General features: G+C 69.5%; 27 protein-coding genes. 17 read left to right on the top strand and 10 right to left on the bottom strand.

Annotated features, from left to right (window positions below):
- Nucleotides 1-76: 76 nt before the first annotated feature.
- The 5 genes from egtB to IV088_RS22885 all read right to left on the bottom strand — a co-directional run bounded on the left by egtB (nt 77) and on the right by IV088_RS22885 (nt 5020).
- Nucleotides 77-1387, bottom strand: a complete 1311-nt coding sequence (egtB, locus tag IV088_RS22905; protein WP_291106560.1) for an ergothioneine biosynthesis protein EgtB — start codon at nt 1385-1387, stop codon at nt 77-79.
- A gap of 160 nt (nt 1388-1547) precedes the next feature.
- On the bottom strand, nt 1548-2375 hold the full coding sequence (phnE, locus tag IV088_RS22900) for a phosphonate ABC transporter, permease protein PhnE (RefSeq protein WP_291106558.1): 828 nt from the start codon (nt 2373-2375) through the stop codon (nt 1548-1550).
- Nucleotides 2372-3193, bottom strand: coding sequence for an ABC transporter permease (locus IV088_RS22895; protein WP_291106568.1), 822 nt, complete (start codon nt 3191-3193; stop codon nt 2372-2374). Before IV088_RS22895 ends, phnE begins: the two co-directional genes overlap by 4 nt.
- A 99-nt stretch (nt 3194-3292) precedes the next feature.
- Entirely contained in the window at nt 3293-4123 is an 831-nt protein-coding gene (locus IV088_RS22890) for a phosphonate ABC transporter ATP-binding protein (protein ID WP_291106556.1), read from the bottom strand.
- A 15-nt stretch (nt 4124-4138) separates the two neighbouring features.
- Nucleotides 4139-5020, bottom strand: coding sequence for a putative selenate ABC transporter substrate-binding protein (locus IV088_RS22885; protein ID WP_291106554.1), 882 nt, complete (start codon nt 5018-5020; stop codon nt 4139-4141).
- 171 nt (nt 5021-5191) lie between these two features.
- Between IV088_RS22885 and egtD the strand changes: the two genes are divergently transcribed.
- Nucleotides 5192-6193 carry an L-histidine N(alpha)-methyltransferase gene (egtD, locus tag IV088_RS22880; RefSeq protein ID WP_291106553.1) on the top strand — a complete coding sequence of 334 codons (1002 nt, stop codon included), beginning with the start codon at nt 5192-5194 and terminating at the stop codon, nt 6191-6193.
- Nucleotides 6194-6262: 69 nt separating this feature from the next.
- On the opposite strand, the gene senA is transcribed toward egtD, so the two are convergent.
- The gene (senA, locus tag IV088_RS22875) at nt 6263-7501 is read right to left on the bottom strand and encodes a selenoneine synthase SenA (protein WP_291106551.1); all 1239 of its coding nucleotides are present in this window, start codon (nt 7499-7501) and stop codon (nt 6263-6265) included.
- Between senA and senB the strand changes: the two genes are divergently transcribed.
- The 15 genes from senB to IV088_RS22800 all read left to right on the top strand — a co-directional run bounded on the left by senB (nt 7500) and on the right by IV088_RS22800 (nt 20502).
- Nucleotides 7500-8477, top strand: coding sequence for a selenoneine biosynthesis selenosugar synthase SenB (senB, locus tag IV088_RS22870; RefSeq protein ID WP_291106549.1), 978 nt, complete (start codon nt 7500-7502; stop codon nt 8475-8477). The two genes, senA and senB, sit on opposite strands and share 2 nt — an antisense overlap.
- Nucleotides 8478-8693: 216 nt before the next feature.
- Nucleotides 8694-9830: an acyl-CoA dehydrogenase family protein gene (locus IV088_RS22865; RefSeq protein ID WP_291106547.1), complete on the top strand. Its 1137-nt coding sequence runs from the start codon at nt 8694-8696 to the stop codon at nt 9828-9830.
- 25 nt (nt 9831-9855) lie between these two features.
- Nucleotides 9856-10719 carry a phosphate/phosphite/phosphonate ABC transporter substrate-binding protein gene (locus IV088_RS22860; RefSeq protein WP_291106545.1) on the top strand — a complete coding sequence of 288 codons (864 nt, stop codon included), beginning with the start codon at nt 9856-9858 and terminating at the stop codon, nt 10717-10719.
- Nucleotides 10703-11920 carry a ferritin-like domain-containing protein gene (locus IV088_RS22855; protein ID WP_291106543.1) on the top strand — a complete coding sequence of 406 codons (1218 nt, stop codon included), beginning with the start codon at nt 10703-10705 and terminating at the stop codon, nt 11918-11920. Before IV088_RS22860 ends, IV088_RS22855 begins: the two co-directional genes overlap by 17 nt.
- Before the next feature lie 38 nt (nt 11921-11958).
- The gene (gene selD, locus IV088_RS22850) at nt 11959-13023 is read left to right on the top strand and encodes a selenide, water dikinase SelD (RefSeq protein WP_291106541.1); all 1065 of its coding nucleotides are present in this window, start codon (nt 11959-11961) and stop codon (nt 13021-13023) included.
- Between the two features lie 91 nt (nt 13024-13114).
- Nucleotides 13115-13879 carry a tetratricopeptide repeat protein gene (locus IV088_RS22845; protein ID WP_291106539.1) on the top strand — a complete coding sequence of 255 codons (765 nt, stop codon included), beginning with the start codon at nt 13115-13117 and terminating at the stop codon, nt 13877-13879.
- A 9-nt stretch (nt 13880-13888) separates the two neighbouring features.
- Complete coding sequence (gene lepB / locus IV088_RS22840; protein WP_291106537.1) at nt 13889-14557, top strand: signal peptidase I; 669 nt, start codon at nt 13889-13891, stop codon at nt 14555-14557.
- A 49-nt stretch (nt 14558-14606) separates the two neighbouring features.
- A complete protein-coding gene (locus tag IV088_RS22835; RefSeq protein ID WP_291106535.1) occupies nt 14607-15236 on the top strand; it encodes a LysE family translocator in 630 nt (209 codons plus the stop codon).
- Nucleotides 15236-15703 carry an isoprenylcysteine carboxylmethyltransferase family protein gene (locus IV088_RS22830; protein ID WP_291106533.1) on the top strand — a complete coding sequence of 156 codons (468 nt, stop codon included), beginning with the start codon at nt 15236-15238 and terminating at the stop codon, nt 15701-15703. Before IV088_RS22835 ends, IV088_RS22830 begins: the two co-directional genes overlap by 1 nt.
- Before the next feature lie 20 nt (nt 15704-15723).
- Nucleotides 15724-16425, top strand: coding sequence for a haloacid dehalogenase type II (locus IV088_RS22825; RefSeq protein ID WP_291106531.1), 702 nt, complete (start codon nt 15724-15726; stop codon nt 16423-16425).
- Between the two features lie 401 nt (nt 16426-16826).
- Nucleotides 16827-17495, top strand: coding sequence for a metalloregulator ArsR/SmtB family transcription factor (locus tag IV088_RS22820; RefSeq protein WP_291106529.1), 669 nt, complete (start codon nt 16827-16829; stop codon nt 17493-17495).
- A 19-nt stretch (nt 17496-17514) separates the two neighbouring features.
- Nucleotides 17515-17865 (top strand): DsrE/DsrF/TusD sulfur relay family protein, encoded by a 351-nt coding sequence (locus tag IV088_RS22815; protein WP_291106527.1) that lies wholly within the window; start codon nt 17515-17517, stop codon nt 17863-17865.
- An 18-nt stretch (nt 17866-17883) separates the two neighbouring features.
- On the top strand, nt 17884-19065 hold the full coding sequence (locus tag IV088_RS22810) for an MFS transporter (protein ID WP_291106525.1): 1182 nt from the start codon (nt 17884-17886) through the stop codon (nt 19063-19065).
- On the top strand, nt 19062-19934 hold the full coding sequence (locus IV088_RS22805) for a sterol desaturase family protein (protein WP_291106523.1): 873 nt from the start codon (nt 19062-19064) through the stop codon (nt 19932-19934). Before IV088_RS22810 ends, IV088_RS22805 begins: the two co-directional genes overlap by 4 nt.
- Nucleotides 19935-20037: 103 nt before the next feature.
- Nucleotides 20038-20502, top strand: coding sequence for a rhodanese-like domain-containing protein (locus IV088_RS22800; protein WP_291106521.1), 465 nt, complete (start codon nt 20038-20040; stop codon nt 20500-20502).
- A gap of 13 nt (nt 20503-20515) precedes the next feature.
- On the opposite strand, the gene IV088_RS22795 is transcribed toward IV088_RS22800, so the two are convergent.
- On the bottom strand, nt 20516-20833 hold the full coding sequence (locus tag IV088_RS22795) for a hypothetical protein (RefSeq protein ID WP_291106519.1): 318 nt from the start codon (nt 20831-20833) through the stop codon (nt 20516-20518).
- Between the two features lie 451 nt (nt 20834-21284).
- Here IV088_RS22795 and IV088_RS22790 point away from each other — a divergent pair, with 451 nt between their 5' ends.
- On the top strand, nt 21285-21665 hold the full coding sequence (locus IV088_RS22790; RefSeq protein ID WP_291106517.1) for a hypothetical protein: 381 nt from the start codon (nt 21285-21287) through the stop codon (nt 21663-21665).
- A 25-nt stretch (nt 21666-21690) separates the two neighbouring features.
- Here the strand turns inward: IV088_RS22790 and IV088_RS22785 are convergent, their stop codons facing one another.
- The 3 genes from IV088_RS22785 to IV088_RS22775 all read right to left on the bottom strand — a co-directional run bounded on the left by IV088_RS22785 (nt 21691) and on the right by IV088_RS22775 (nt 24013).
- Nucleotides 21691-22083 carry a VOC family protein gene (locus tag IV088_RS22785; protein ID WP_291106515.1) on the bottom strand — a complete coding sequence of 131 codons (393 nt, stop codon included), beginning with the start codon at nt 22081-22083 and terminating at the stop codon, nt 21691-21693.
- Nucleotides 22084-22156: 73 nt separating this feature from the next.
- Nucleotides 22157-22804 carry a DUF4272 domain-containing protein gene (locus IV088_RS22780; protein ID WP_291106513.1) on the bottom strand — a complete coding sequence of 216 codons (648 nt, stop codon included), beginning with the start codon at nt 22802-22804 and terminating at the stop codon, nt 22157-22159.
- A gap of 51 nt (nt 22805-22855) precedes the next feature.
- Nucleotides 22856-24013, bottom strand: a complete 1158-nt coding sequence (locus IV088_RS22775) for an FAD-dependent oxidoreductase (protein WP_291106512.1) — start codon at nt 24011-24013, stop codon at nt 22856-22858.
- Nucleotides 24014-24027 lie beyond the last annotated feature (14 nt).

The raw sequence follows: 24027 nt of genomic DNA, 5'->3' as shown, positions 1-24027 counted from the left end.
CTTCTCGCGCTGGAGCGCCAAGCCTCGGCACGTCGAAGGCGCCGAGATCGCGCTTGTCAAAGCTGGCCGCGCTGGCTCACAGATCCTTCGCCAGCCGCAGGCCGCTGAACTGCCAGCGGGCCTCGGTCGGGAAGAAGTTGCGGTAACTGGCGCGGATGTGCTCGCGCGGCGTGGCGCAGGAACCGCCGCGCAGCACCATCTGGTTCACCATGAACTTGCCGTTGTATTCGCCCACCGCGCCGGCCCAGGGCCGGTAGCCGGGGTAGGGCAGGTAACTGCTGGCGGTCCACTCCCACACGTCGCCGCCCATCTGCTTCAGGCCCGGGCCGCTGCGGGACAGCGGCATCGGGTGCAGCGCGCCGCTCTCCAGGAAGTTGCCCTGGGTGTGCAGCGCGGCGCCGAGGGATTGCGCCGCGTGCTCCCACTCGGCTTCGGTGGGCAGGCGGATGGGTTCCCCGTCTTGCGCGGCCCGCCAGCGTGCGTGGGCGTCGGCCTCGAACCAGCTGATGTGCACCACCGGCGTGTGCGGGTCGATGGGCACGCGCCCGTGCAGGGTGAAGTTGGTCCAGCCGCCGTGCACGGCCGGGTCGCCGCCCGGCTGCCAATACAGCGGCGCTTCGATGCGCTGCGCGCACCGCCAGTCCCAGCCGGCCGCCATCCACCAGCGCGGATCGAGGTAACCGCCGTCGTCCATGAAGGCCAGCCACTCGCCGTGGGTGACGGGGCGGTTCGCCAGCGCGTGGGGGCTCAGCAGCGCCGCGTGTGCCGGGGTTTCGTTGTCGAAGGCAAACCCGTCGCCCGCATGGCCCAGCCAGGCCGGGCCTCCCGCGCAGTCCGTCCATTCCAGGGGCGCGGCCACGACGCTGCTGAGCGGCCACTGCGGGTGGTACACCGGGTTCAGCGGGTTCATGGCCAGCAGGTGCTTGAGGTCGGTGAGCAGCAGCTCCTGGTGCTGCTGCTCGTGCTGCAGGCCGAGTTCCATCAGCTCGCCCAGTTCGTCGCTCACCGTGCCTTGCAGCAGCGTCGCGATGCGCGCGTCCACGTTCGCGCGCCAGGCCTTGACCTTGGCCAGGCCGGGGCGTGTGATCAGGCCGCGTTGGGCGCGGGGGTGTTGTTCGCCCACGCCCTGGTAGTAGCTGTTGAACAGCACGCGGAACGCGGGGTGGAAGGGCTGGAAGTCGGGCTCGAAGCGCTCCAGCACAAAGGTCTCGAAAAACCAGGTCACGTGGGCCAGGTGCCACTTGGTGGGGCTGGCGTCGGGCATGGACTGCACCTGGCAGTCCGCCTCGCTCAGGGGCGCGGCCAGCGCCAGGGTCTGCGCGCGCACCTGGGCGTAGCGCTGGGCCAGCGCGCTGGCGCTGAGGTGGTGGCGTGGCTGGGTGTTCATGCTGTGTCCCCCCGTTGGGTGCCGCTGGTGATGCCGTCCGTGCCCCACGGGCGTGATCACCACAGCCGCGCACCTTACGCCACCTGGGGCCGTGACACCAACGCGGGCCCATCACCCCAACGGCAACGGGGCCGTTGCGCGGCGGCGCGAGGGGGCCGCCTCAGCGTGTCATCCAGCGCCGCGCGCCCAGGCTGGCCGCGTCCACCAGTGCCACCAGCAGCAGCATGGCGCCGAGGATGGTGGCGGTCTTGCCCATGTGGAACAGGCCCATGTGGAAGGCCAGCAACTGGCCCAGACCGCCCGCGCCCACCACGCCCAGCACGGCGGCAGCGCGGATGTTGTTTTCCCAGCGGTAGAGCGTGTAGCTCATGAGCTGCGGCAGCACCTGCGGCAGCGTGGCGAACAGCACCACGCGGACGTTGCCCACGCCCTGCGTGCGCAGCGCCGCGCCGGGGCCGGGCGGCGCGTTTTCCATGGCCTCGGCAAACAGCCGGCCGAGAACGCCGGTGGTGTGCAGCGCCAGCGCCAGCGTGCCGGCCAGCGGCCCGAGGCCGGCCGAGATCAGCAGCAGCGCGGCCCACACCAGCTCGGGGATGCTGCGCAGCGCGTTGAGCAGCAGGCGTGTGGGCACGCGGCCCCAGGCGGCGTGGCCTTCAAACAGGCGGCTCGCGGGCAGCGCCAGCGCCAGCCCGGCCACGGCCGCGAGCAGGGTGCCCAGGGCCGACATGGCCAGCGTTTCCCAGGCGCCCTGCGCCACCTTGTTCAGGAAGGCGGGCGAGGTGTCGGGCGGGAAGAACTCGCCCAGGAAACGCCCCATGCTCCGCGCCGCGTCGAGCGATAAAAACTGCGCCCACTGCAGATCGAGCGACCAGAAGCTGGCGATCACCAGCACCAGCAGGCCCAGCACGAACCAGCAGGCCCTGCAGCGCGCGTCGAACAGCGGCGGCGGCAGCTTGTAGGTCTCTTTCGCGGCGCGGGGTTGGGTCATCCGAGTGCTTTCCGGAGCCAGGCACTCAACCTGTCCGCGAAGGCGACCAGCGCCATGAACACCAGCAGCATGGTGGCCACCTCGCCGCCGCTGAACATCTTCATCGAGTTGTCCATCTGCTGGCCCAGGCCGCCCGCGCCCACAAAGCCCAGCACCACCGAAGAGCGGATCGCGCACTCCCAGCGGTACACGGTGTAGCTGGTCAGCTCGGCCGCGCTGGCGGGCAGCAGGCCATAGAAGAAGGCCTGCAGGCGGCCGGCGCCGTTGCGCAGCAGCACCTCGGTGGCCTGGGTTTCGCCGCTCTCCAGGATCTCGCCGTACACCTTGCCGAGCATGCCGCCGTAGGTGAGCGCAATGGCCAGCACCCCGGCCGTGGGCCCGAGGCCGACCACGCGCACGAACACCAGCGCCCAGACCAGCTCGGGGATGCTGCGCAGCACGATCAACCCCCAGCGCACCGCCTGGCGCCACCAGAACGGCCCGCGCGCCATGCGGCCCGAGAGCGCCGAGATCGACAGCACGCGGGTGGACAGCAGTGTGAACGGCACCGCCAGCACCAGCGCCAGGGTGATGCCGGCGGTGGCCATGGCCACGGTGCGCCAGGTTTCCTTTGCCACCAGAGCCAGGAACTCGCCGCTGTGGGCCAACGGCCAGAAACTCGCGAGAAAGTGCCCGCTGACCTTCAGGCTCTCGGGCGCCAGCATCACCCAGGGCCTGAACTCGGTGGCCACCAGCAGCGGCCACAGCATGACCACGAACGCGCCGCTCCAGAACAGGCGCGGCAGCCAGGCCGGGTCGCGGTCCGGTGGAGCGCGCATGCTCAGGTCAGCCACGGCGAGGGGCCTTTGTCCAGCGGCAGCCGCCGAACCGGCTTTGCCGGGCGGGGGGTGACGCGAAGCGGCGCGGGGGGTGTTCCATCACCGGCAGTGCATCACCACCGGCAGCGGTTGGGGCGGCGGGGCCGCGTCCAACGGAGCTGGGCCGTGCAGCTCGTCTTCGCGCTGGTCGTACAGGTGGGCCAGGTGCTCGCGCGTCACCTGCGCGGCCGGCAGGTCAAACGCCAGCGCGCCGTCGCGCAAGCCGACGATGCGCGGAAAGTGCTCCAGCGCCACCTCCACCTGGTGCAGCGTGGTCACCAGCGTGGCCTTGCGTTCGCGGGCGCCCGCCAGCAAGGTGTGAATGGCCTGGCGCGCGCGCGACGGGTCCAGCGCCGACAAAGGCTCGTCGATCAGCCAGAGCGAGGCGGGCGCGAGCAGCGCGCGCGCCAGGCCCACGCGCTGGCGCTCGCCGCCCGAGAGCCGGTCCACGCGCTCAAACAGCTTGTCGGCGAGGTCGAAGCGGTCCAGCGCCTCGAAGGCCGCGGGGATGTCGGCCGGGTAGAACAGCGAACGCAGGCTCTGCCACAACCCCATGGCCGGCAGGCGACCCGCCAGCACGGACGTCACCACGCGCTGGCGCGGCGGCAGCGGCGGCACCTGCGGCGCGAGGAAGAGCCGCCCGCGCAGGCGCTGCAGATCGGCGCGCGGCAGCTGCCAGGGGTCCTGCCCGTCCAGCAGCAGCGAGCCGGTGGCCGGCGGCATGGCACAGGCCAGCACCTGCAACAGCGTGGTCTTGCCCGCGCCCGAGGGGCCGATGACGGCCACCTGCTCGCCCGGCGCGACCCGCAGGTCCACCGCCATGAGCGCGGGGGCGGCGCCCGCCTTCGCCGCCGGGTGGCGGGCGCTGGCGCCTTGCAGTTCAATCTTCAAACGCCGTGCCTCGGTTTACAGCAGCTCGGCGCTGCGCGCGGCGGCTTCGATGCCCTTGTAGTTCTCGGCCTTGGTGGGCACGAACTTCGTGGCGCGCTGCAGCTCCAGGATCTCCTTGCCTTCGGGCGTGGCCTTGCTGAGCGAGGTCAGCGCTTCGGCCAGCTTCTGGCGGGTGGCGGCCGGCATGTCGGCGTGCACCGACCAGTTGTAGTCAAAGTAGGGCGGGGTGGTGTAGATCACGCGCACCTTGGTGGGGTCCACCTTCTTGTCGGCCACGAACTTTTCCCACACCGAGATGTTGAGCGCACCGCCCTGCACCTTGCCCGAGGCGACGGCGGCGATGGTCGCGTCGTGCGCGCCGCTGAAGGCCACGCGCTTGAAGTCCTTCTCGGGGTTGATGCCCTGCTGCAGCAGGAAGCTGCGCGGCATCAGGTGACCGCTGGTCGAGCTCTGCGAACCGAAGGACACGTCCTTGCCCTTGAGGTCGGTCAGGCTCTGGATGGCCGGGTCGCTGGTGATGAAGACGGACTTGAAGTTTTGATCTTCCTCGCGCTGCACCAGCGGGACGATCTTGCCGCCCGAGCGCACGTTGGCCTGCACGAAGGTGAAGCCGCCGAACCAGGCCATGTCCACCTTCTTGTTGACCAGGGCCTCCACCGAAGCGGCGTAGTCGGTCACGGGGGTGAACTCGACCTTCATGCCGAGCTTCGATTCGAGGTACTTCACCAGCGGCGCGGCCTTGCGCGCCAGCTCGGTGGGGGCTTCGTCGGGGATCGCGGTGACGCGGAACACGGCTTGGGCCTGGGCCTGGGCCAGGCCGGTGAAGGCGGTGCCAGCGGCGAGCACGGCGCAGGTCAAGAGTGCGCGTCGGGTGCGGGAGAGGGTGGGGTGTGTCATGGTGTATCCGGTGAAGAGGGATGCGGGAGGGGTATTAGACCGCGTTGCCACGCCGTTCCGGTGCCCAGGGGTCTTGGGACGGGCCTTGGCCCGCAAGGCCTTGGTGGGCCGGCGTGGGCCGCGAGGGGACACCGGTTTATAAAGCGGTGCGTCGTCCACACAGGTCCCACCATGCCACCACTGCCCACCGCTCCCCACTTTGTGCAGTTGCACCAGACCGACCACGCCGCCGTGCGCGCCGAGCTGGCGGCGGGGTTGCAGGCGCGCCCGGCGCACGTGTCGCCCAAGTTCTTTTACGACGCGCTGGGCTCGCGCCTGTTCGACGCCATCACCGAGCTGGCCGAGTACTACCCCACCCGCACCGAGGCCGGCATCTTCGCGCAGCACGGTGCCGACATGGCCCGGCACGTGCCCCAGGGCGCGGTGCTGATCGATCTGGGGGCCGGCAGCTGCGCCAAGGCCGCCCGCCTGTTCCCGGTGCTGCGGCCGGCGGCCTACGTGGCGGTGGACATTTCGGTGGATTACCTGCGCGAGGCCATGGGCGCGCTGCAACAGCGCCACACCGGCTTGCCCATGCTGGGGCTGGGCATGGACTTCTCCGCCGGGCTGGCCCTGCCGGGCGCCGCCACCGACTGGCTGGCCGGGCAGGGCGTCGAGCGCGCGCCGCGCTGCGTGTTCTACCCCGGCTCCAGCATCGGCAACTTCAACCCCGCCGAAGCGCTGGCCTTGCTGAGCCAGGCGCGCGCCGTGTGCGCCGGGGGTGGGCCGGGCGGCGGTCTCCTGATCGGGGTGGACCGCGTGAAGGACACGGCCATCCTGGAACCCGCCTACGACGACCCGCTCGGTGTCACCGCCGCCTTCAACCGCAACCTGCTGCTGCACGCCAACGCCCTGCTGGGCACCGACTTCGCCCCCGCGCGCTGGCAGCACGTGGCCTTCTTCAACGACACCGACTCGCGCATCGAGATGCACCTGCGCGCCGACGGCGCACAGACCGTGCGCTGGCCCGGCGGCGAGCGCCACTTTGCCGACGGCGAGCGGCTGCACACCGAGAACTCGTACAAGTGGCGGCCCGACAGCTTCGACGCGCTGCTGCACGAAGCGGGCTTCGGCCCTGCCGCCCACTGGACCGATGAACGCGGCTGGTTCAGCGTGTTCTTCGCTCCGGCCTGAACGGATCGACTCTTTCCCCCTCGGGGGACGGCCGGGATGGGGGCCGGCGTCGGACAGCGAGGGCGGGTGTCAGGCAACAGCGACCGAACGGAACCCGGCCACGATGTCGTTGCGCTCGGGGGTGAAGTAGTTGCGGTACTTCGGGTGGCGCATGCGCGCCGAGGTGGCGTGGCTCGCTCCCTTGAGCACCGGGCGGCCGTCGAACCACGGCGCGGAGTAGTCCACGTAGGGGTGGGCCACGAAGCCGGGGAAGGGCGCGAAGGCGCTGGCGGTCCATTCCCACACGCTGCCCCAGACAAACCCCGGCTGCTGCGCCGCCACTTCCCACTCGGCCTCGGTCGGCAGGCGCCGCCCGGCCCAGGCGCACCAGGCCTGCGCTTCGAACGCGGTGAGGTGGTTGGCCGGCGCGGCCGGGTCCAGCGGCCGCCAGTGGCCGTGCACCTGCTGTTCCCAGCCCTGTGCGCCTTGCCGCAGGTAGCGCGGCGCCATGCGCTCCTGGGACAGGCGCCAGATCCAGCCGGGCGCGCCCCAGAAGCGGCGTTGCGCGTAGGCGCCGCTGTCGACGAAGGGCAGGAACTGCGCCCAGGTCACGGGCTGGGCGTCGATCTCGAAGGCGCCGACCTGCACGCCGTGCGCGCCGAGCTCGTTGTCGAACGCAAAGCCGGGGCCGCTGTGGCCCAGCGTCCAGTCCGTGGCGCGGATTTCCAGTGCAGACGGCCGGTGCGGTGTGACCGGGGCGCCCGGGTGGGGGTTCTGTGGATCGAAACCCAGCGTCTGCGCCATGTAGACCGCGGCCTCGGCGTGCATGTCTTCGTGGAACAGCGCAAGGCGGAAGAAGTACAGGCCGGTGTCGTCGTCGGGCGCGTCAGCGAGCAGGGCCAGCGTGTCGCTCAGGCTGGCCGCGAGGTCGGCGCGCACGGCGTGTGCATCGGGCAGGTCCAGCCGCCAGCGCGCGTCGTGCGGCACCTCGCTGGAGTTGTACAGCGCGTCAGCGTCCACGCCGCGGGCGGCCTGGCGCGCGGGGCTGCGTGGGGCGTCGGGGTGGGCGTTGACGCCGCGGTGGCGTTGCGGGTTCCGCGCCAGCCACCAGTCGGCGAACCAGCCCACGTGGCCCAGCTCCCAGAGCGGCAGGTTCAGCTCGCGCGCGCAGGGCACGCGCAGGCCGGGGCCGAGCGCGGCTTCGCAGGCCGCGAACTGGGACAGGCTGCGCGCGCGCGCGTCGCGCAGCGCCTCCGCGAGAAACGCTTTGCCGCCGCTGCGCGCGGACACGGCATCGGACACAATCGATGGCGTCAGCTTCACACCCATGAAAAAGCCCTCCTTGTGCATCGTCACCCCGGCCCTGGCCGATGCCAACAATGGCAACTGGCAGACCGCGCGCCGCTGGGCGCGCCTGCTGTCGGGCCATTATGTGGTGCGGCTTGCGAAGCAGTGGCCCGACGGAGCGGCCGACGACGGCACGGACATCCTGCTCGCGCTGCACGCGCGGCGCTCGGCCGGTTCGGTGGCGGCCTGGGCCGCGGCCCACCCGGACAGGCCGCTGGTGCTCGCGCTCACCGGCACCGACCTCTACCGCGACATCATCACCGACGCCAGCGCGCAGCGCTCGCTGGCGCTGGCGCACCGGCTCATCGTGCTGCAGGAGCAGGGCCCCATGGCGCTGCCCGAGGCGCTGCGCGGCAAGTGCCGCGTGGTGTTCCAGTCGAGCACACGGCGCGCCACCCTGCCCAAGACCACGGCGCACCTGCGCGCGCTCATGGTGGGCCACCTGCGCGACGAAAAATCGCCGCAGACCCTGCTGGATGCGGCGCGCCTGATCGGGCCCGACGAAGGCATCTTCATTGACCACGTCGGCGCCGCGCTCGACCCCGCTTTGGGCGAGGCCGCGAGCGCCACGCAGCGCGACCGCCCACACTACCGCTGGCTCGGCGGCCTGCCGCACGCGGCCACGCGCTCGCGCATCCAGCGCGCGCACGTGCTGGTGCACCCCAGCCGCCTGGAAGGCGGCGCCCACGTGATCCTGGAGGCCGCGCTCTGCGGCACGCCGGTGCTGGCCTCGCGCATCGACGGCAACGTGGGCATGCTCGGTGCCGACTACGGCGGTTACTTCCCGCCCGGCGACGCCGCCGCCCTGGCCGCGCTGCTGCGCCGGGCGCGCGACGGCCTGGCCCACGGCACCGGGCTTCTCACGACCCTGCAGTCGCAGTGCGCGTTGCGGTCCGCGCTGTTTGAACCGGCCGCCGAGCGGGCCGCGCTGCTCCGTCTGCTGGCCGAGCTGGCCTGACACCCCCGGCCACGGCCGCCACCCCTTCCCACCGGCCCTCGGGTGTGCGTGAGCGCGCGCCCGGATGCATTACGCTCTCACCGTCTTTCGGGTGCAGCGCCGCTGCCGGTCTTCGGGCCGGACCGCGTGCGTGATGTCCCCTGCCGCTTGCCCGCAGGAGCACCCAAGGCCCGTTTCCGCAACCATTCCATCCACTTTTCATCTGGATCTGCACCCATGACGAACTCCGCCCCTGCCCAAGCCCTGCTGAACCAACTCGACGGGGTGGTCACCTCGGTCATCGACGCCGCGGCCATCGAGACCGACAAGCTCGGGCAATTTCCCGCCAGCAGCCTGGCCGCCCTGCGCAGCGCCGGCCTGCTGGGCCTGATCAGCGACGCCAGCGTCGGGGGTGCCGGCGGTGGCCTGGGCCACGCCAGCCAGGCGGTGCGCCGCATCGCGCAGTCCTGCTCGTCCACCGCCATGATCCTGGCCATGCACTACAGCGCCGTGGCCGTGATCGAAAAATTCGGCAACGAGGCCACGCGCAAGGCGGTGGCCGCCGGGCAGCACCTGAGCACGCTGGCCTTCTCCGAAGCCGGTTCGCGCAGCCACTTCTGGGCGCCCACCAGCACCGCCCGCGCCGACGGCAGCGACGCCGTGCTCGACGCGAGCAAGAGCTGGGTCACCGCCGCTGGCCACGCCGATTCGTATGTGTGGTCCAGCCAGCCCCTGGCCGTCGCGGGCGCCAGCAGCATCTGGCTGATGCCGCGCGAGACCGCGGGCCTGTCCACCGTGGCCCCGTTCGACGGCCTGGGCCTGCGCGGCAACGCCTCGTCGCCGGTGCGCGCCGAGGGCGTGCGCCTGCCGCAGAGCGCGATGCTGGGCGCCGACGGCGGAGGTTTTGACGTGATGATGGGCACCGTGCTGCCCTGGTTCTCGGTGCTCAACGCCTCGGGCTCGGTGGGCATGATGGAAGGGGCCATCACCCGCGCCGCCGCCCACGTCAACGCCACCCGCTTCGCCCACCTGGGCACCAGCATCGCCGACCTGCCGACCGCCCGCGCCTACATCGCCCGCGCCAAGATCCAGGCCGACAGCGCCGCCGTGCTGTTGGACGACACCGTGGCCGCCATCGCCGGTGGCCGCGCCGACGCCATGCTGCGCGTGTTGCAGGTCAAGGCACACGCCGCCGAGTCGGCCCTGCAGGTCACCGACCTGGCCATGCGCGTGTGCGGCGGTGCCGCCTTCCGCAAGGACGTGGGCATCGAGCGCCTGTTCCGCGACGCGCGCGCCGCCTCCGTGATGGCACCGACCTCCGACGTGCTCTACGACTTCATCGGCAAGGCCACGCTGGGCATGGACCTGTTCTGAACCTTCACCAGAGAAAGATCCCACCATGTCGCAAACACTGATCCTCGGCGCCGTCGCCTACGCCCCCAAGGTCGTCACCATCTGGGAAGGCTTCAAGGAGTACTACGTCCGCAACGGCCTGCCGTTCGATTTCATCCTGTATTCCAACTACGAGCGCCAGGTCGAGGCGCAGTTCAGCGGCGCGGTGCACGTGGCCTGGAACTCGCCGCTGGCCTGGTTGCGCGCCGAGCGCATGGCCCGGGCGCGCGGCGTGTCCGACCAGGTGCGCGCCATCGCCATGCGCGACACCGATTGCGACCTGACCTCGGTCATCGTGGTGCGCGCCGGCGCCGGCATCACCACCCTGGCCGACCTGCGCGGCAAGCGCATCGGCGTGGGGGCGATCGATTCGCCACAGGCCACGCTGATCCCGCTGCAGTGGCTGCGCGAGCAGGGTCTGGACCCCGACACCGCGCTCACCGTGGTGCGCCACGATGTGCTGGGTGGCAAGCACGGTGACCACGTCGGCGGCGAGCGCGACGCCGCACGCGCCCTGATCGCGGGCGAGGTGGACGCCGCGGTGATGATCGACGGCAACCACCTGCAGTTCACGCAGGAAGGCACGCTGCCCGCTGGCCGCACCACGGTGCTGGCGCGCACGCCCGCCTTCGACCACTGCAACTTCACCACCAGCCCCGGCGCGCCGGCCGAGCTGATGGCGCGTTTTGAAACCCTGACCCGCGCCATGTCGTTCGACGATCCGCAGGTGCGCCCGCTGCTCGAACTCGAAGGCCTGCGCCAGTGGCGCGACGGTCGCACCAGCGGCTACGCCTGGCTGGACCGCGCGGTGGACGCCACCGGCTTCTACGACGCACAGGGGAACATCACCGCCCATGACTACCGCTACTGACACCGCCCCCAGCGGCCCCGTGCTGGAACTGGGCTCGCTGGGCATGGACACCGGCGCCCACGTGTTGGTGGCGCATGCGCTGCGCCAGCGCGACCCGGCGTTGCCGCTGTGGGTGCGCGGCAGCCACCCCGAGCTGGGCGTGCACCTGAGCGGCTGGTGCCGCAAACGCGGCCTGGCCGTGGTGAGCCAGGACGGTGAACACCGCATCGCGCCCGGCCAGGGCGAAGCGCAGCGCTGGCGCGGCGCGCAACGGGCCGGCGTGTCCGATCCGTCCGCCCCAGGCGCGGTGGTGTCGCAGCCCAGCGCCCGCTGGGGCGTGGCCGCGCGCGGCGCGCTGGTGGAGGCCGGCGCACCCGAGTTCCACTTTCCGCTGTCGGACAAAGCCGCACTCTGGGCCGACGACGCCGCACGCCTGTACGCCTCGGCCGTCGAAGCGCAGTGGAACCCCAACGAAGCCATCGACTGGGCCGCGCCCTTCGAGCTGCCCGACGAGGTGGAAGACGCCGTGGTCCAGGTCATGACCTACCTGGTGGAAAACGAAAACGCCGCCCTGCTGGTGCCGGCGCGTTTCCTCGGCCAGATGCACCCGCACTTTCGCGAAGTCTTGCAGTGCCTGGCGATCACCATCGCCGACGAGGCGCGGCACGTCGAGGTCTTCACACGGCGCATCGGCCTCAAGGGCCGTGGCCCGGCGCTGTCGACCGCGGGCGCGCAGGCTTCGCTCAAGACCCTGTTCGACGAGCCCGAGTTTTCGGTGGCGTCGTTCCTGCTGTCGGTGCTGGGCGAAGGCACGTTCGTGAACCTGCTGAACTTCCTCAACACCTACGCACCCGATCCGGTCACGCGGCAGATCTGCCGCCTGGCCAGCCGCGACGAGGCGCGCCACGTGGCCTTCGGCATGTCGCACCTGGCCTGGCAGATGGCGCAGGACCCGGATCTGAAACACCGCCTGAACGCGGCGGTGGAGCGGCGCTACGACGAACTCGCCAGCACCGATGGCCTGAACGAAGAGGTGTTCGACGCGCTGGTCCTGCTGGCCGCCGGCGCCTTCACGCCCGAGGCCGTGGCCACGGGCCACGAGCGCGTGCAGCGCCTCAAGCAGGAGATGGCCGAGGGCCGGCGTGCGCGCCTGGTCAAGCTCGGCTTCGCGTCCGGGCAGGCCCAGGACCTGTCCGAACGCCACACGCGCAATTTCATGTGAGTCTGCGCGACACTTGCGCATTGCCACGGACATTTCCCATGACCCCCACTATCCCCAAAGAACCTCGCCTCACCAGCCTCTCGCACGGCGGTGGCTGCGGCTGCAAGATCGCGCCCGGCGTGCTGAGCGAAATCTTGAAGGGCGCGGCCGCGATGCCGATGCCCAAAGAGCTGCTGGTCGGCATCGAGACGGCGGACGACGCGGCGGTCTACCAGCTCAACGAGCAGCAGGCGCTGATCGCCACCACCGACTTCTTCATGCCCATCGTGGACGATCCCTACGAGTTCGGCCGCATCGCCGCGACCAACGCGATCAGCGACGTCTACGCCATGGGCGGCACGCCCATCATGGCGCTGGCCCTGGTGGGCATGCCGATCAGCGTGCTCAGCACCGAGACCATCGGCAAGATCCTGCAGGGCGGGCAGGACGTGTGCCGCGCCGCCGGCATCCCCATCGCGGGCGGCCACACCATCGACTCGGTTGAACCCATCTACGGCCTGGTGGCCCTGGGCCTGGTGCACCCCCAGCGCGTCAAGCGCAACGCCGACGCCAAGGTGGGCGACCGCCTGATCCTTGGCAAACCGATCGGTGTGGGCGTGCTCTCGGCCGCGCTGAAGAAAGACGCGCTGCCCGCCGAGGGCTACGCGCAGATGATCGCCCACACCACCCAGCTGAACACGCCCGGGCCCGATCTGGCCCAGCTCGACGGCGTGCACGCGCTCACCGACATCACCGGCTTCGGCCTCGCCGGCCACGTGCTGGAGATGGCCCGCGGTTCGAACACCACGGTGAAGATGGACATGGCGCGTGTGCCCCTGATCACCGGCGTGCGCGAACTCGCTGCACAGGGCATGGTCACCGGCGCCAGCGGCCGCAACTGGGCCGCGTACGGCCACGAGGTGCGCCTGGGCGCCGGCCTGCAGCCGGTGGACCAGGCCCTGCTGAGCGATCCGCAGACCAGCGGTGGCCTGCTCGTGGCCTGCGCGCCCGAGGCGGTGGCCGAGGTGCTGGCGGTCTTCGAGCGGCACGGTTTCGCCGGTGCGGCCGAGGTGGGCGAGATCGTGCAGGCCGAGGCTGGGGGTGTGCGGCTTCGGGTAGATTAAGCAGCGCTTCGGGTGTCGGGCGACCACCCGAGATAGCGGATGTCATGGCCGAAAACGGTCAGCAATCTTCAAAACCAAGGAGGAGGGAATCATGCCAATCGCAGGACTGGGCTTGCATGTTTTGATCGCGCTGTTTTGCGCTTTTCACGTTGTCCGATCGGGGCAACAGATGTACTGGTTGTTCATCCTTTTTGCCTTCCCCCTGCTGGGCAGCATTGTCTATTTCTTCATGATCTATCTGCCCAGCTCCCGGCTGGAGCGTGGCGCGCTGAAGGCCGTCTCAGCAGCGGCCAGGGCATTGGATCCCGGCAAGCAGCTCCGGCTCGCCAGAGCGGATTTTGAAGAGACACCAACGGCGCAGAATCAAATGCGTTTGGCAGCGGCGTTGCTCGACATGGGCGAAGCCTCAGAGGCGGCTTCGATGTACGAGAGCGCATTGAAGGGGCCCTTCTTGTCGGACCCCGAGTTGCGTTTCGGCGCCGCGCGGGCCATGGTGGAGTGTCAGCGTTACAACGATGCCGTTCAGCATTTGGAACAACTTCAGCGTGATCGCCCGGAATACCGCACCGAGGCGGTCTGTCTGTTGCTGGCCCGCTCATACGCGGGCGCGGGTCAAGCCAACGCGGCGCGTGAGCAGTTTGAGGCTGCGGTGGAACGCTTTGGCAGCTTCGACTGCAAAGCCGAATACGCCATCTGGGCCCTGGCGATGGGTGATCAGGCCACGGCGTCTCGGCTGCGGGTTGAGCTGGACCGCACGATGGCTCGCTGGACGGCCGCGAATAGGGAGCTCAACGGGCCTGTGCTGCGCCGATTGAACGCGGCCCAGGAGCTGGCGAAACGAAGTGCAAACCTTTGAGGTGCCGCCATGAAGAAATGGCTGACAAGCAACCGCGGTTTTCTGGTGCTGATGCTGTGTTTCGGCGTCTTCCGAACCGCCATCGCCGACTGGAACCCCGTGCCTTCGGGCTCGATGCGGCCGACCATTCTCGAGGGTGATGTGGTGCTGGTGAACCGCCTGGCCTACGACCTCAAGATTCCGCTGACCGGCATGGCCGTGGCGCGGCTGGGGGAGCCTCAGCGTGGCGACATCGTGACCTTCGATTCGCCGCAGGACGGCACCCGCCTGATCAAGCGGCTGGTGGCGTTGCCCGGCGATGTGGTGGCGTTGCACGACGGCGTGCTGTCCATCAACGGCTCGGAAGCGGCCTACGCCGATGTTCGCGAGGTGCAGGACTTCCTGGCGCCTGGCATGAACGTGCCGGCGACGCGCGCGACCGAGCGCACGGCGGACAGCGAGCGCACCGTGCAGTATCTGGACGGCATGGCCAACCACCGCAGCTTCGGGCCGGTGGCGGTGCCGGCGGACCACTATTTCATGATGGGCGACAACCGGGACAACAGTGGCGACTCGCGCTTCTTCGGCCCGGTGCCGCGTGCGCTGCTGATCGCCCGCGCTGAGCGCATCCTGGTGTCGGCCGACATCACGACGAACTGGCTGCCCCGCTGGGAACGTTTCGCGTCCCGATTGCAATGACATCCCCGCTCGCAGGCGATTTGCCTGTTGGGTTTCACCGGAGTTTTTCATGACCCTCTCCACCTGGCTCCTCTACGTCGCCGCCGTCTTTGTGCTCACCGTCACGCCCGGCCCGGCCGTGCTCATGTGCGTGTCCACCTCGGTGAACCTCGGGCCGCGCAAGGCGCTGGTCACGTCGCTGGGCAGCACCTCGGCGGTGGTCGGGCTCATGGCCTTGTCGGCGCTCGGTCTGGGGGCGCTGCTCGCGGCGTCCGAGCTGCTGTTCAGTGCGCTGAAATGGGCGGGTGCCGCCTACCTGGCTTACCTCGGCGTGCGTGCGCTGCTCGCGCCGGCGTCGGACATCCGCGTCTCGGGCGGTGCCGCTGCGGCGCGCACGCCCAGGCTGTTCGCGCAGGGCTTCCTGGTGGGCCTGAGCAACCCCAAGGCGCTGCTGTTTTTCGGCGCGCTGTTCCCGCAGTTTCTCGACCCGGCCGCACCGCAGCTGCCGCAGTTCCTGGTGCTGGGCGCGACCTTCGTGTTCTTCGAACTGGGCTGGCTCACGGTCTATGCGCTGACCGCTTCGCGCGCCCAGCGCTGGCTGCAGCAGCCGCACCGCGCGCGCCAGTTCAACCGGCTGACCGGCGTGGTGTTCCTGCTCGCGGCGGGCCTGCTGGCCACCAGCAAGCGGCAACCGGCCTGATGAACACCCGCTGGCTGGAACTCAAGGTGCCACCGCCGGTGGTGGGTCTGGTGGTCGGTGTGGCCATGTGGTTCCTGGCGCCGCTGGGGCCAGGGCTCGCTGTGCCGGACCCGGCGCGCCTCTGGCTGGCCCTGGCCGTCGCGGCTGTCGGTGCCGGCTTTGACCTGACGGGCCTGATCGCCTTCGTGCGCCGCCACACCACCGTGAACCCGCTCAGGCCGACCAACACATCGGCGCTGGTCACCAGCGGGGTCTACCGCATCACGCGCAACCCCATGTACCTGGGCATGGCCTGCTTGCTGACGGCCTGGGCGGTCTGGCTCGGCGCGCTGTGGCCCTGGCTGGGACCGGTGGCCTTTGTGCTCTACATCACCCGCTTCCAGATCCAGCCCGAGGAGCGCGTGCTCACCACGCTGTTCGGCGAGGCCTACACGGCCTACACCCGGCGCGTGCGCCGCTGGCTCTGAGAGCCGAAAGGCGACCGATCATGAACCCCATGCCCCGCGTGCTCGCCTTCGACATCTTCGGCACCGTGGTCGACTGGCACGGCAGCATCGTGCGCGAGGTGCAGGCGCTGGCCCCGGCGGTCGACGCCAACGCCTTCGCACTCGCCTGGCGCGCGGGCTACCAGCCGGCCATGCAACGCGTGCGCTCGGGCGAGCTGGGCTGGACGCGCATCGACGAGCTGCACCGCCTGATCCTCGACGACCTGCTGCCGCGCTTCGGCCTTGCCCACCTGGACGAAACCCGGCGCCAGCACCTGAACCGCGTCTGGCACCGGCTGGCCGCCTGGCCCGACGCGGTGGCCGGGCTCACGCGGCTGAAGGCGCGTTTCACGCTCTGCACGCTCTCCAACGGCAACATCGGCCTGCTGACGAACATGGCCAAATCCGCCGGCCTGCCTTGGGACTGCATCCTCTCGGCCGAGGTGTTTCGCGCCTACAAGCCCGACCCGCGCACCTATCTCGGCGTGGCACAGACCTTCGACCTGGCACCGGCCGAGGTGATGATGGTCGCGGCCCACCAGGACGACCTCGCCGCGGCGCGTGGCTGCGGCCTGCAGACCGCGTACATCCAGCGCCCGCTGGAGTTCGGCGCGGCGAACCCGAAAGACGTGTCGCCCGACCCGGCCAACACGCTGCACGCCCGCGACCTGCTGCACCTCGCCGACCTGCTGGGCTGCCCCTGAGCCTGCTCCTGGCGGGCTGACGGGGAGGGTGGGTCTGAACACGGGTCAAGGCGCCGCTGGCGGGCCCGCGCACCATGTGGATGTCCATCCACTGGAGACCGCCATGACCCTCAACCAAAACCCCGCCCCGCCGCACCGGCGGCCCGGTTCCTGTTCGCGTGGGCCACGCGCGGCACGGCGTGCGCGCTGCCTTGCCCGGCGTGGCCGGTGCGGTGCTGTCGGACGTCGTGCTCATGGGTGTTCGCCGCCATCGACGCCGACGTGATGCTGGCTTACGCGCTGGTCGGCGCAAAGACCATGCACCTGCTGCGCCGGAGCGGCTGACGCCGTTCGTCGCCCAGCCCGGGGTTGGGGGATCACCTGCTTGCATCATCATTCTAAAATTCGTTAGAATGAATCGCATGAAGCACCGTGAACTCAAAGACCTCTTGTACGAACAGGTCGCCCGCATCGGCAAGGCACTGTCCAGCCCCAAGCGCCTGGAGCTGCTGGAGATGCTCGCGCAGGGCGAAAAGTCGGTGGACGCGCTCGCGGCCGAGCTGTCGATCGACATCAAGCTCGCCAGTGCCCACCTGAAGGCGCTGCGCGACGCGCGCCTGGTGACCAGCCGGCGCGAAGGCAAGTTCATTCATTACCGCCTCACCGGCGCCGATGTGGCGGGCCTGGGTGTGAAGCTGCGCGAGGTGGCCGAAGAACACCTGCTGGAACTGCGGCTGGCGCTCGACCAGATGGTGGCCAACCCCAACCAGCTCGCGCCGGTGGACCGCCGGGCGCTGATGGAACAGGCCCGCCGCGGTGAGGTGCTGGTGATCGACGTGCGCCCGTCCGACGAATACGCCGTCGCGCACCTGCCGTTCGCCCGCTCCATGCCGCTGGCCGAGGTGGAGAAGCACCTGGCCTCGCTGCCGCGCGACAAGGACATCGTCGCCTACTGCCGCGGGCCGTTCTGCCTGCTGTCCGACGAAGCCGTGGCCTTGCTGCAGGCACGCGGCTACCGCGCCCGCAAGGTGTCCGACGGCGTGAGCGAGTGGCAGGCCGCCGGTCTGCCGCTGGAGCGGCAGGCCGATTGATCCCCGACCCGGAGATCCCATGACATCGGTGCTCTTCATCCTCAACGACGCGCCCTACGGCAGCGAGCGCGCCTACAACGGCCTGCGACTGGCCGGCGCCATGACCGCCAAGGCGGAAGCGCAGGTGCGCGTGTTCCTCATGGCCGACGCCGTGGGCTGCGCCAAGGCGGGCCAGAAGGTGCCCGAGGGTTACTACAACGTGCAGCTGATGCTGGGCAAGGTGTTGCGCAAGGGCGAAGTGGCCCTGTGCGGCACCTGCATGGACGCGCGCGGCCTGGGCGAAGCGGAGCTGGTGGAGGGCGCGCAGCGCTCGACCCTCGCGCAGCTCGCCGACTGGACCGCCGAGGCCGACCAGGTGCTGGTCTTCTGAATCCCACGAAAGCCCACCATGTTTCCAGGCCGTCGCAACGTGCTCCTGCTGGCCGGCAGCCAGGCCCTGATGCTCTCGGCCATCGTGCTGTCGATGAGCCTGGCCGCCATCCTGGGCGCCCTGCTGGCGCCCGACAAAAGCCTGGCCACGCTGCCGGTGGCGGCGATGGTGGTCGGCACGGCCATCGCGTCGTTGCCCGCGGCCATGTTCATGCGCCGCTGGGGCCGCCGCACGGGCTTCCTGATCGGCGCCAGCCTGGGGGTGGCGGGCAGTGCGCTGGCCGGCTACGCCCTCTGGCAGCAGTCGTTTGCGCTGTTCGTTCTGGGGCACCTGCTGCTGGGCAGCTATCAGGGCTTCGCCAACTACTACCGCTTCGCCGCGACCGAGGCGGTGGACGCGGCGCACACCAGCCGCGCGATTTCCTGGGTGGTGGCCGGCGGGGTGGTGGCGGCGTTTGTGGGGCCGCAACTGGGGCAGTGGGGGCGCGACTGGTTCATCTCCGGGCCCTTCGTGGGCTCGTACCTGGCGCAGGCCGCGCTCAGTGTGGCGGCGCTGGGTCTGCTGTCGCAGGTCCGGCTCAAGCCGGCGGCGTCTGTGGCGGCGGGCACGGCCCGGTCCGTGAGGGAACTGTTGTCGCAGCCCTTGCTGCTCACATCGATCCTGGGCGCGGCGGTGGGCTATTCCGTGATGATCATGGTGATGACGGCCACGCCGCTGGCCATGCTGGGCTGCGGCCTGCCAGGGCAGAGCGTGACGCCGGTGATTCAGTGGCACGTGGTGGGCATGTTCGCGCCGTCGTTCTTCACCGGCAGCCTGGTCAAACGCTTCGGTGCCCCGCGCATCATGCAGACCGGTTTCATGCTGCTGCTGGCGCATGTGGCCGTGGCGCTCTCGGGGCTGGAGTTTCTGCACTTTGCCTCGGCGCTGATCCTGCTCGGCGTGGGCTGGAACTTCGTCTTCGTGGGCGGAACCGCCTTGCTGACGCAGACCTACCGCCCGGCCGAACAGCTGAAGGTGCAGGCCATCAACGAGTTCCTGGTGTTCGGGCTGGTGGCGGCGTCCAGCCTGTCCGCCGGCTGGTTGTACGACCGCTACGGCTGGTCCGCGCTGAATCTGGCCGTGGTGCCGTTTTTGCTGCTCGCCTTGCTCGCGTCCATCGGCACCGAGCTGAAATCCCTCCGCCTGCGGGAGGCCCTGTGAGCTTTGAACAGTTCGTGTTGGCCCATGAACCGCAGATCCGTGTGGGGTTCTTCGCCGGGGTGTTCGCGCTCGTCGCCCTGTGGGAGCTGGCCGCGCCACGGCGGGTCCTGACGTTGTCGCGCCGGCAACGCTGGACCGCCAACCTCGGCATCGTGCTGCTCAACACGGTGATCGTGCGGGTGGCCTTCCCCACGGCGGCCGTGGGCATGGCGGCGCTGGGTGTTGAACGGGGCTGGGGGCTGCTGAACAACTTCGATGTGCCGTTCTGGCTCGCCGTACCGCTGGCCGTCGTGGCGATGGATTTCGTCATCTGGCTGCAGCACGTGATGGTGCATGCCGTGCCCGCGCTGTGGCGGCTGCACCGGGTGCACCACGCCGATCTCGACTACGACCTGACCACCGGCACGCGCTTTCATCCGCTGGAGATCGTGCTGTCCATGGGCATCAAGTTCGCCACCATCGCGCTGCTGGGGGCGCCGGTGCTGGCGGTGGTGGTGTTCGAGGTGCTGCTCAGCGCCTGTGCCATGTTCAACCACGGCAACATCCGGCTGCCCGACGGCGTGGACCGGGTGCTGCGCTGGTTCCTCGTCACGCCCGACATGCACCGGGTGCACCACTCGGTGGAAGACGACGAGAGCAATTCCAACTTCGGTTTCAACCTCCCCTGGTGGGACCACCTGTTCGGCACCTACCGCGCCCAGCCGCGCGCCGGCCAGCTGGGCATGACCATCGGCATCCACGAGCACACCGACCCGCACGAGGTGGCGCGCCTGCCGGGCATGTTGCTGCTGCCCTTCAAAGGCGCGATCACCGGCTACGCGATCAACCGCCGCCCCCCCACCGAGCCGGGCGCCGAGGTGAAAGACTGACGACCCTCCGGCGGGGCAGGTGAAACAACCTGTCCAGAGCCGCCTCCCCTCCGGCACAATATCAGTAAATGCTGATTCACTACCATTTCAACCAGGAGACCCCATGACACTGAAACCGCTGGCGCTCGCCGCGCTCGCCGCCGCCACCCTGCTGCTGGCCCCTGCCGCCCACGCCGACCAACAGGCCGACGCGGTGGACTTCATGGAGGCGTACCTGGAGTTCGTCGACTACGGCGGCGGCGTGATCTTTGCCGAGCAGATCCCGGCCGACGAGTGGAAAAAGATGGTGGTGATCGACGCACGCGACGCCGCCCAGTTCGCCAAGGGCCACATCCCCGGCGCCATCAACATGGACTGGCGCCAGGTGCTGGCCAAGCGCAACACCATCCCCAAAGACAAACCCGTGCTGATCTACTGCAACACCGGCTCGCTCTCGGCCCAGGCCGGGTTCGCCCTGCGTGTGGCGGGCTGGGACAAGCTGCGCATCCTGCAGGGTGGCATGGAGGAGTGGAAGGCCAAGGGCGGGTTCGACGCGGCGGCGAAAGCCACGGCGACGGTGAAGCACTGAGCCTGGTGGCGGGTCAAGCGCCCGGCAACGCCGCCTTGATCTGGCGGATCGCCGACGCGTCACCCAGGAACACCTGCAGCACGTCTTTCTCGTCCTGCGTCAGGTCCGGGCTGTCCAGCAGCTTCGCCTTCTTCACGATCAGCTCCAGCGCCTCGGCCAGGTGCCCGATCTGCCGGCCGTAGCTGCCCACCTTTTCCAGCGCGGCCTGCTCCACGGCCGGGTTGGACGAGCTGCCCAGGTTCACATTGAACAGGTGGAACTGCCAGTTTGGCAGGATGGGCTGGGTCAGGCTGGTCGGCGCGAGCTGCAAGGGCATGGTGACGGTTTGCATGGTGGGCTCTGGGTGGTTGGCGGGATGCCGGGCGCGCATGCAGAAACGGTGCCACCTTGGCAGCGGCCGGGAAGCACAGCGCATGCCCGACGACACCGATCAGACGAACCTGCATGTCGCCCAGCACAAGCATGCAGAAGTGCACCGCGCTGGTGGTCAGCGCGCACATGGCAAAGAACACCAGGCCGAGCAGTGCCCGCGGCCAACGCCGGGGCGTGGGGGGGCCGGTAGGTCAGAGACGCAGGTCGAGGGATGGCCGGGTGTCATGGTGGCGTTTGGCGGCCGCATCCTGGGTGGCAGGTGGGCGTGACTGGACCCTGTGCAAGGGTCGCCTGCCAAGCGCCCTGCGGCGCCAGGGGCCTGAACGGCGCCCTGGGTTGACGAGGATCAATGACGCGGTGCCTGCCGCTCCTACAGTAGAGTGGGTCATGCCGACCCAGGAGACATCACCATGCGCACTTCCCGTACATCTCTGAAAGCCCTTGCCGCCTTGGCCCTCGTGGCCTGGATGTCGGTCGCCGGGGCCCAGCCCAAGACCACCGACGGCGTCATCACCGACGAAAAAGGCATGAGCCTCTACTGGTGGGACAACGACCTCACCATTCCGGGCAAAAGCGCGTGCACGGGGGTGTGCACCTTGAGCTGGCCGCCCATGCTGGTCAAGGACGGTGCCCAGGCGATGGGAGACTACTCGCTGATCGTTCGCGATGACGGCAAACAGCAGTGGGCCTACAAAGGCCGGCCGTTGTACCTGTGGGCCAACGACCAGAAGCCCGGGGATCGCTCGGGCGACGGGTTCCGCGGCGGGGTCTGGCACCTGGCCAAACCCTGAGGCCACGGCGCAGGGGCCGGTCGGCTCAGCCGCCGATCGGCGTGCACAGCTCCACGAGGATGCCGTCCGGGCAACGCAGGTAGGACACGACCTGCCCCCAGGGCTTCTGAGATGGCGCCGCCATCTCGCGCGCGCCGGCCGCCAAGGCCCTGGCGTGCGCCGCGGCCACATCGTCCGTGACCAGCGCGATCTCGAAACCCAGCGGCTGCGGGGAGCTGTCGGCGTGCACATGCCCGCCTTCGAAGTTCATGTCGCCCAGCTCGTGCGCGGCGAACGACAGCGTGGTCTCGCCCGTGTCGAGCTCGCCGTAGGTGCCGCTCTCGTGCAGGAACTTGCGTTGCAACCCAAAGGCCTGTTCGAAGAAGGCCAGGGAGGCGGCGACGTCGGGGACGTAGGTGATGGTGTAGCCGAGTTTCATGGTTTTGGGGCGTTTTCGAATGGGTTGTCGGCGTTGAACATGTGTGGCAAGACCTTGCTTTCCGCAGCTCGACCTAGGTGTCTGTTCCAACGTTGTCCCAGTTGTCTTCGCCGTCGTATCGAATCATCCAATTCACCGCGCGATGCCATTCTTGAACCACTCCACCATCAATTCCCTTTGGCGCGTCCGAGCCTGTTACTTGGGCATTGCGTACTGCCCAATGCAGTCGGTACAGGATGTCAGCCCTGTCAAGAACCTCACTCTTGTCGCGTAGGTGGATCGCGGCGCGAAGGCGGTCGGGTTTTTCGGCTCCCACAGGAAACAGATGGAGGATCGGCTTGACACTGGATTCTTCATTCGGGATTTCATTGCAAGCGAGCAAGCCCGCGCACCAGGCGAGAAAGTAAAACGTTTCCAGCTGCCAAGAAAAATGTATGCCGTCGCGTCTGCTGGGGTGGTCATTCAACAGGAAGTCGCGCTCGACGTTTGATAGCCATGGCTGCAAATTGTGCGTTGCGAAGTAGTTACTGGTTTTAGATTTCGAGCCTAGAAATGCTTTGTCTACCACCGCCCACAGTGCCAACAGGCGGCGCAAGACTTCTTCTGGTGAACGCAGGTCCACTTCGTGATCTGCTTCGATCATCGGAAGGTGGTCGTTGACGGGGACTGCTATCGCTCGGAGCTTCGCCTCTGACATTGCTTTGCGGTCGTGCGGACTCATGTAACCCCTCTCCTTAAATTAAACGACAACACGTCGGATGCCCGTAGCGGTTCACCCTACCGTCACCGTGTACTTCGCCACGAACGTCCGATCCATCCGGTCTTTCCACGCCCAGGCCCAGGCGCCTTCGGCGTGCAGCGGGCCCCAGCTGGCGATGGCGTGGCCCGCGCCGCAGGACAGGAGGCTGAGCGTGTTCTTGGGTGGGTGGTGGGGCTTGAGCGCGCTGCCTTCGTGGGCGGCCAGCAGGTTGGCCGCGAGGGTCGGGCCGGCGCGCAGCGCGTGGACGCCGCTCCTGGGGTGCGGCGCGTCGGCCCGGGTGGCCACGTCGCCGGCCGCGAACACGTTGGGGTGGCTGGTGCTCTGCTGGCGGTCGTTGACGAGCACGTGCCCGGCCTCGCACAGGGCCAGCCCGCTGCCTGGCAGCCAAGCAGGGGCGTGGGTGCCGATGGCGAGCAGGGGCAGGTCGCAGGCCAGCTCGGAACCGCCGCCCAGCCGCACCACGCCATGGTCCATGCCCACGCAGGTGTCGCGCAGCACGGTGATGCCCAGCGCTTTCAGGCGGCGCAGCACGCGCCGCTGAACCCCCCGGGGGTGATCTGCCGCAGGCTCGGTGCCGCCGGTGATGAGCGTGAAACGCGCCCCCGCGGCGCCGTGCAGGCGCAGGCACTGTTCGGCCGCGAACAGCAGTTCGAGACCGGCCGCCCCGGCGCCGACCACCGCGATGGAGAGCGGCCGGTTCACCGCCCGCTCCATCACCTGGGGCCAGAGCGTCGCGAAGACCTCGACGGGGTGCACCATCAGCGCGTGTGTCGAGGCGCCCGGCATGTCGGCCTCCAGCCGGGTGCGGTCGAAGACGGCGCCGGTGTCGACCGACAGCAGGTGGTAGGGCAGCTCGGACGGCACCGCCTGGCCCTTGCTGGTGGGGCTGACCACCACGGTCTGCCGGGCCGCGTCGAGCGCGGTGCAGCGACCTTGCACCCACCGGGCCCCGGCGGCCTTCACCAGCGGCTCCAGGGGAATCTGGCAGTCCTCGGCGCTGTAGCGGCCCGCGACCAGGCCCGGCACCATGCCGCTGAGGGTGTGGTGGGGGTAGGGGGTGAGGACGGTGACGTCGAGGTCGGCGGGGCGGTTCTGCGCCAGGCGGGTCAGCACCTGCAGATGGGCATGGCCGGTGCCGAGCAGGAGGAGCTTCTTGATTCCGTGGTGCATGGGCACCGATGTTA

The organism is Hydrogenophaga sp., from assembly GCF_018780075.1.
GTDB lineage: Bacteria > Pseudomonadota > Gammaproteobacteria > Burkholderiales > Burkholderiaceae_C > Hydrogenophaga.
This window is presented reverse-complemented; position numbering and strand designations above follow the sequence as displayed.

Excerpts from the sequence above, each read along its gene's own strand:
- phnE (WP_291106558.1), bottom strand. The coding sequence starts at position 2,375 with ATGACCCAACCCCGCGCCGCGAAAGAGACCTACAAGCTGCCGCCGCCG.
- IV088_RS22795 (WP_291106519.1), bottom strand. The coding sequence starts at position 20,833 with ATGCAAACCGTCACCATGCCCTTGCAGCTCGCGCCGACCAGCCTGACC.
- IV088_RS22800 (WP_291106521.1), top strand. The coding sequence starts at position 20,038 with ATGACACTGAAACCGCTGGCGCTCGCCGCGCTCGCCGCCGCCACCCTG.
- IV088_RS22810 (WP_291106525.1), top strand. The coding sequence starts at position 17,884 with ATGTTTCCAGGCCGTCGCAACGTGCTCCTGCTGGCCGGCAGCCAGGCC.
- selD (WP_291106541.1), top strand. The coding sequence starts at position 11,959 with ATGACCCCCACTATCCCCAAAGAACCTCGCCTCACCAGCCTCTCGCAC.
- IV088_RS22825 (WP_291106531.1), top strand. The coding sequence starts at position 15,724 with ATGAACCCCATGCCCCGCGTGCTCGCCTTCGACATCTTCGGCACCGTG.
- IV088_RS22855 (WP_291106543.1), top strand. The coding sequence starts at position 10,703 with ATGACTACCGCTACTGACACCGCCCCCAGCGGCCCCGTGCTGGAACTG.
- IV088_RS22815 (WP_291106527.1), top strand. The coding sequence starts at position 17,515 with ATGACATCGGTGCTCTTCATCCTCAACGACGCGCCCTACGGCAGCGAG.
- IV088_RS22885 (WP_291106554.1), bottom strand. The coding sequence starts at position 5,020 with ATGACACACCCCACCCTCTCCCGCACCCGACGCGCACTCTTGACCTGC.
- lepB (WP_291106537.1), top strand. The coding sequence starts at position 13,889 with ATGAAGAAATGGCTGACAAGCAACCGCGGTTTTCTGGTGCTGATGCTG.
- senA (WP_291106551.1), bottom strand. The coding sequence starts at position 7,501 with ATGGGTGTGAAGCTGACGCCATCGATTGTGTCCGATGCCGTGTCCGCG.
- IV088_RS22830 (WP_291106533.1), top strand. The coding sequence starts at position 15,236 with ATGAACACCCGCTGGCTGGAACTCAAGGTGCCACCGCCGGTGGTGGGT.
- IV088_RS22895 (WP_291106568.1), bottom strand. The coding sequence starts at position 3,193 with ATGCGCGCTCCACCGGACCGCGACCCGGCCTGGCTGCCGCGCCTGTTC.
- IV088_RS22860 (WP_291106545.1), top strand. The coding sequence starts at position 9,856 with ATGTCGCAAACACTGATCCTCGGCGCCGTCGCCTACGCCCCCAAGGTC.
- IV088_RS22775 (WP_291106512.1), bottom strand. The coding sequence starts at position 24,013 with ATGCACCACGGAATCAAGAAGCTCCTCCTGCTCGGCACCGGCCATGCC.
- senB (WP_291106549.1), top strand. The coding sequence starts at position 7,500 with ATGAAAAAGCCCTCCTTGTGCATCGTCACCCCGGCCCTGGCCGATGCC.
- IV088_RS22820 (WP_291106529.1), top strand. The coding sequence starts at position 16,827 with ATGAAGCACCGTGAACTCAAAGACCTCTTGTACGAACAGGTCGCCCGC.
- IV088_RS22835 (WP_291106535.1), top strand. The coding sequence starts at position 14,607 with ATGACCCTCTCCACCTGGCTCCTCTACGTCGCCGCCGTCTTTGTGCTC.
- IV088_RS22865 (WP_291106547.1), top strand. The coding sequence starts at position 8,694 with ATGACGAACTCCGCCCCTGCCCAAGCCCTGCTGAACCAACTCGACGGG.
- egtD (WP_291106553.1), top strand. The coding sequence starts at position 5,192 with ATGCCACCACTGCCCACCGCTCCCCACTTTGTGCAGTTGCACCAGACC.
- IV088_RS22780 (WP_291106513.1), bottom strand. The coding sequence starts at position 22,804 with ATGAGTCCGCACGACCGCAAAGCAATGTCAGAGGCGAAGCTCCGAGCG.
- egtB (WP_291106560.1), bottom strand. The coding sequence starts at position 1,387 with ATGAACACCCAGCCACGCCACCACCTCAGCGCCAGCGCGCTGGCCCAG.
- IV088_RS22785 (WP_291106515.1), bottom strand. The coding sequence starts at position 22,083 with ATGAAACTCGGCTACACCATCACCTACGTCCCCGACGTCGCCGCCTCC.
- IV088_RS22845 (WP_291106539.1), top strand. The coding sequence starts at position 13,115 with ATGCCAATCGCAGGACTGGGCTTGCATGTTTTGATCGCGCTGTTTTGC.
- IV088_RS22790 (WP_291106517.1), top strand. The coding sequence starts at position 21,285 with ATGCGCACTTCCCGTACATCTCTGAAAGCCCTTGCCGCCTTGGCCCTC.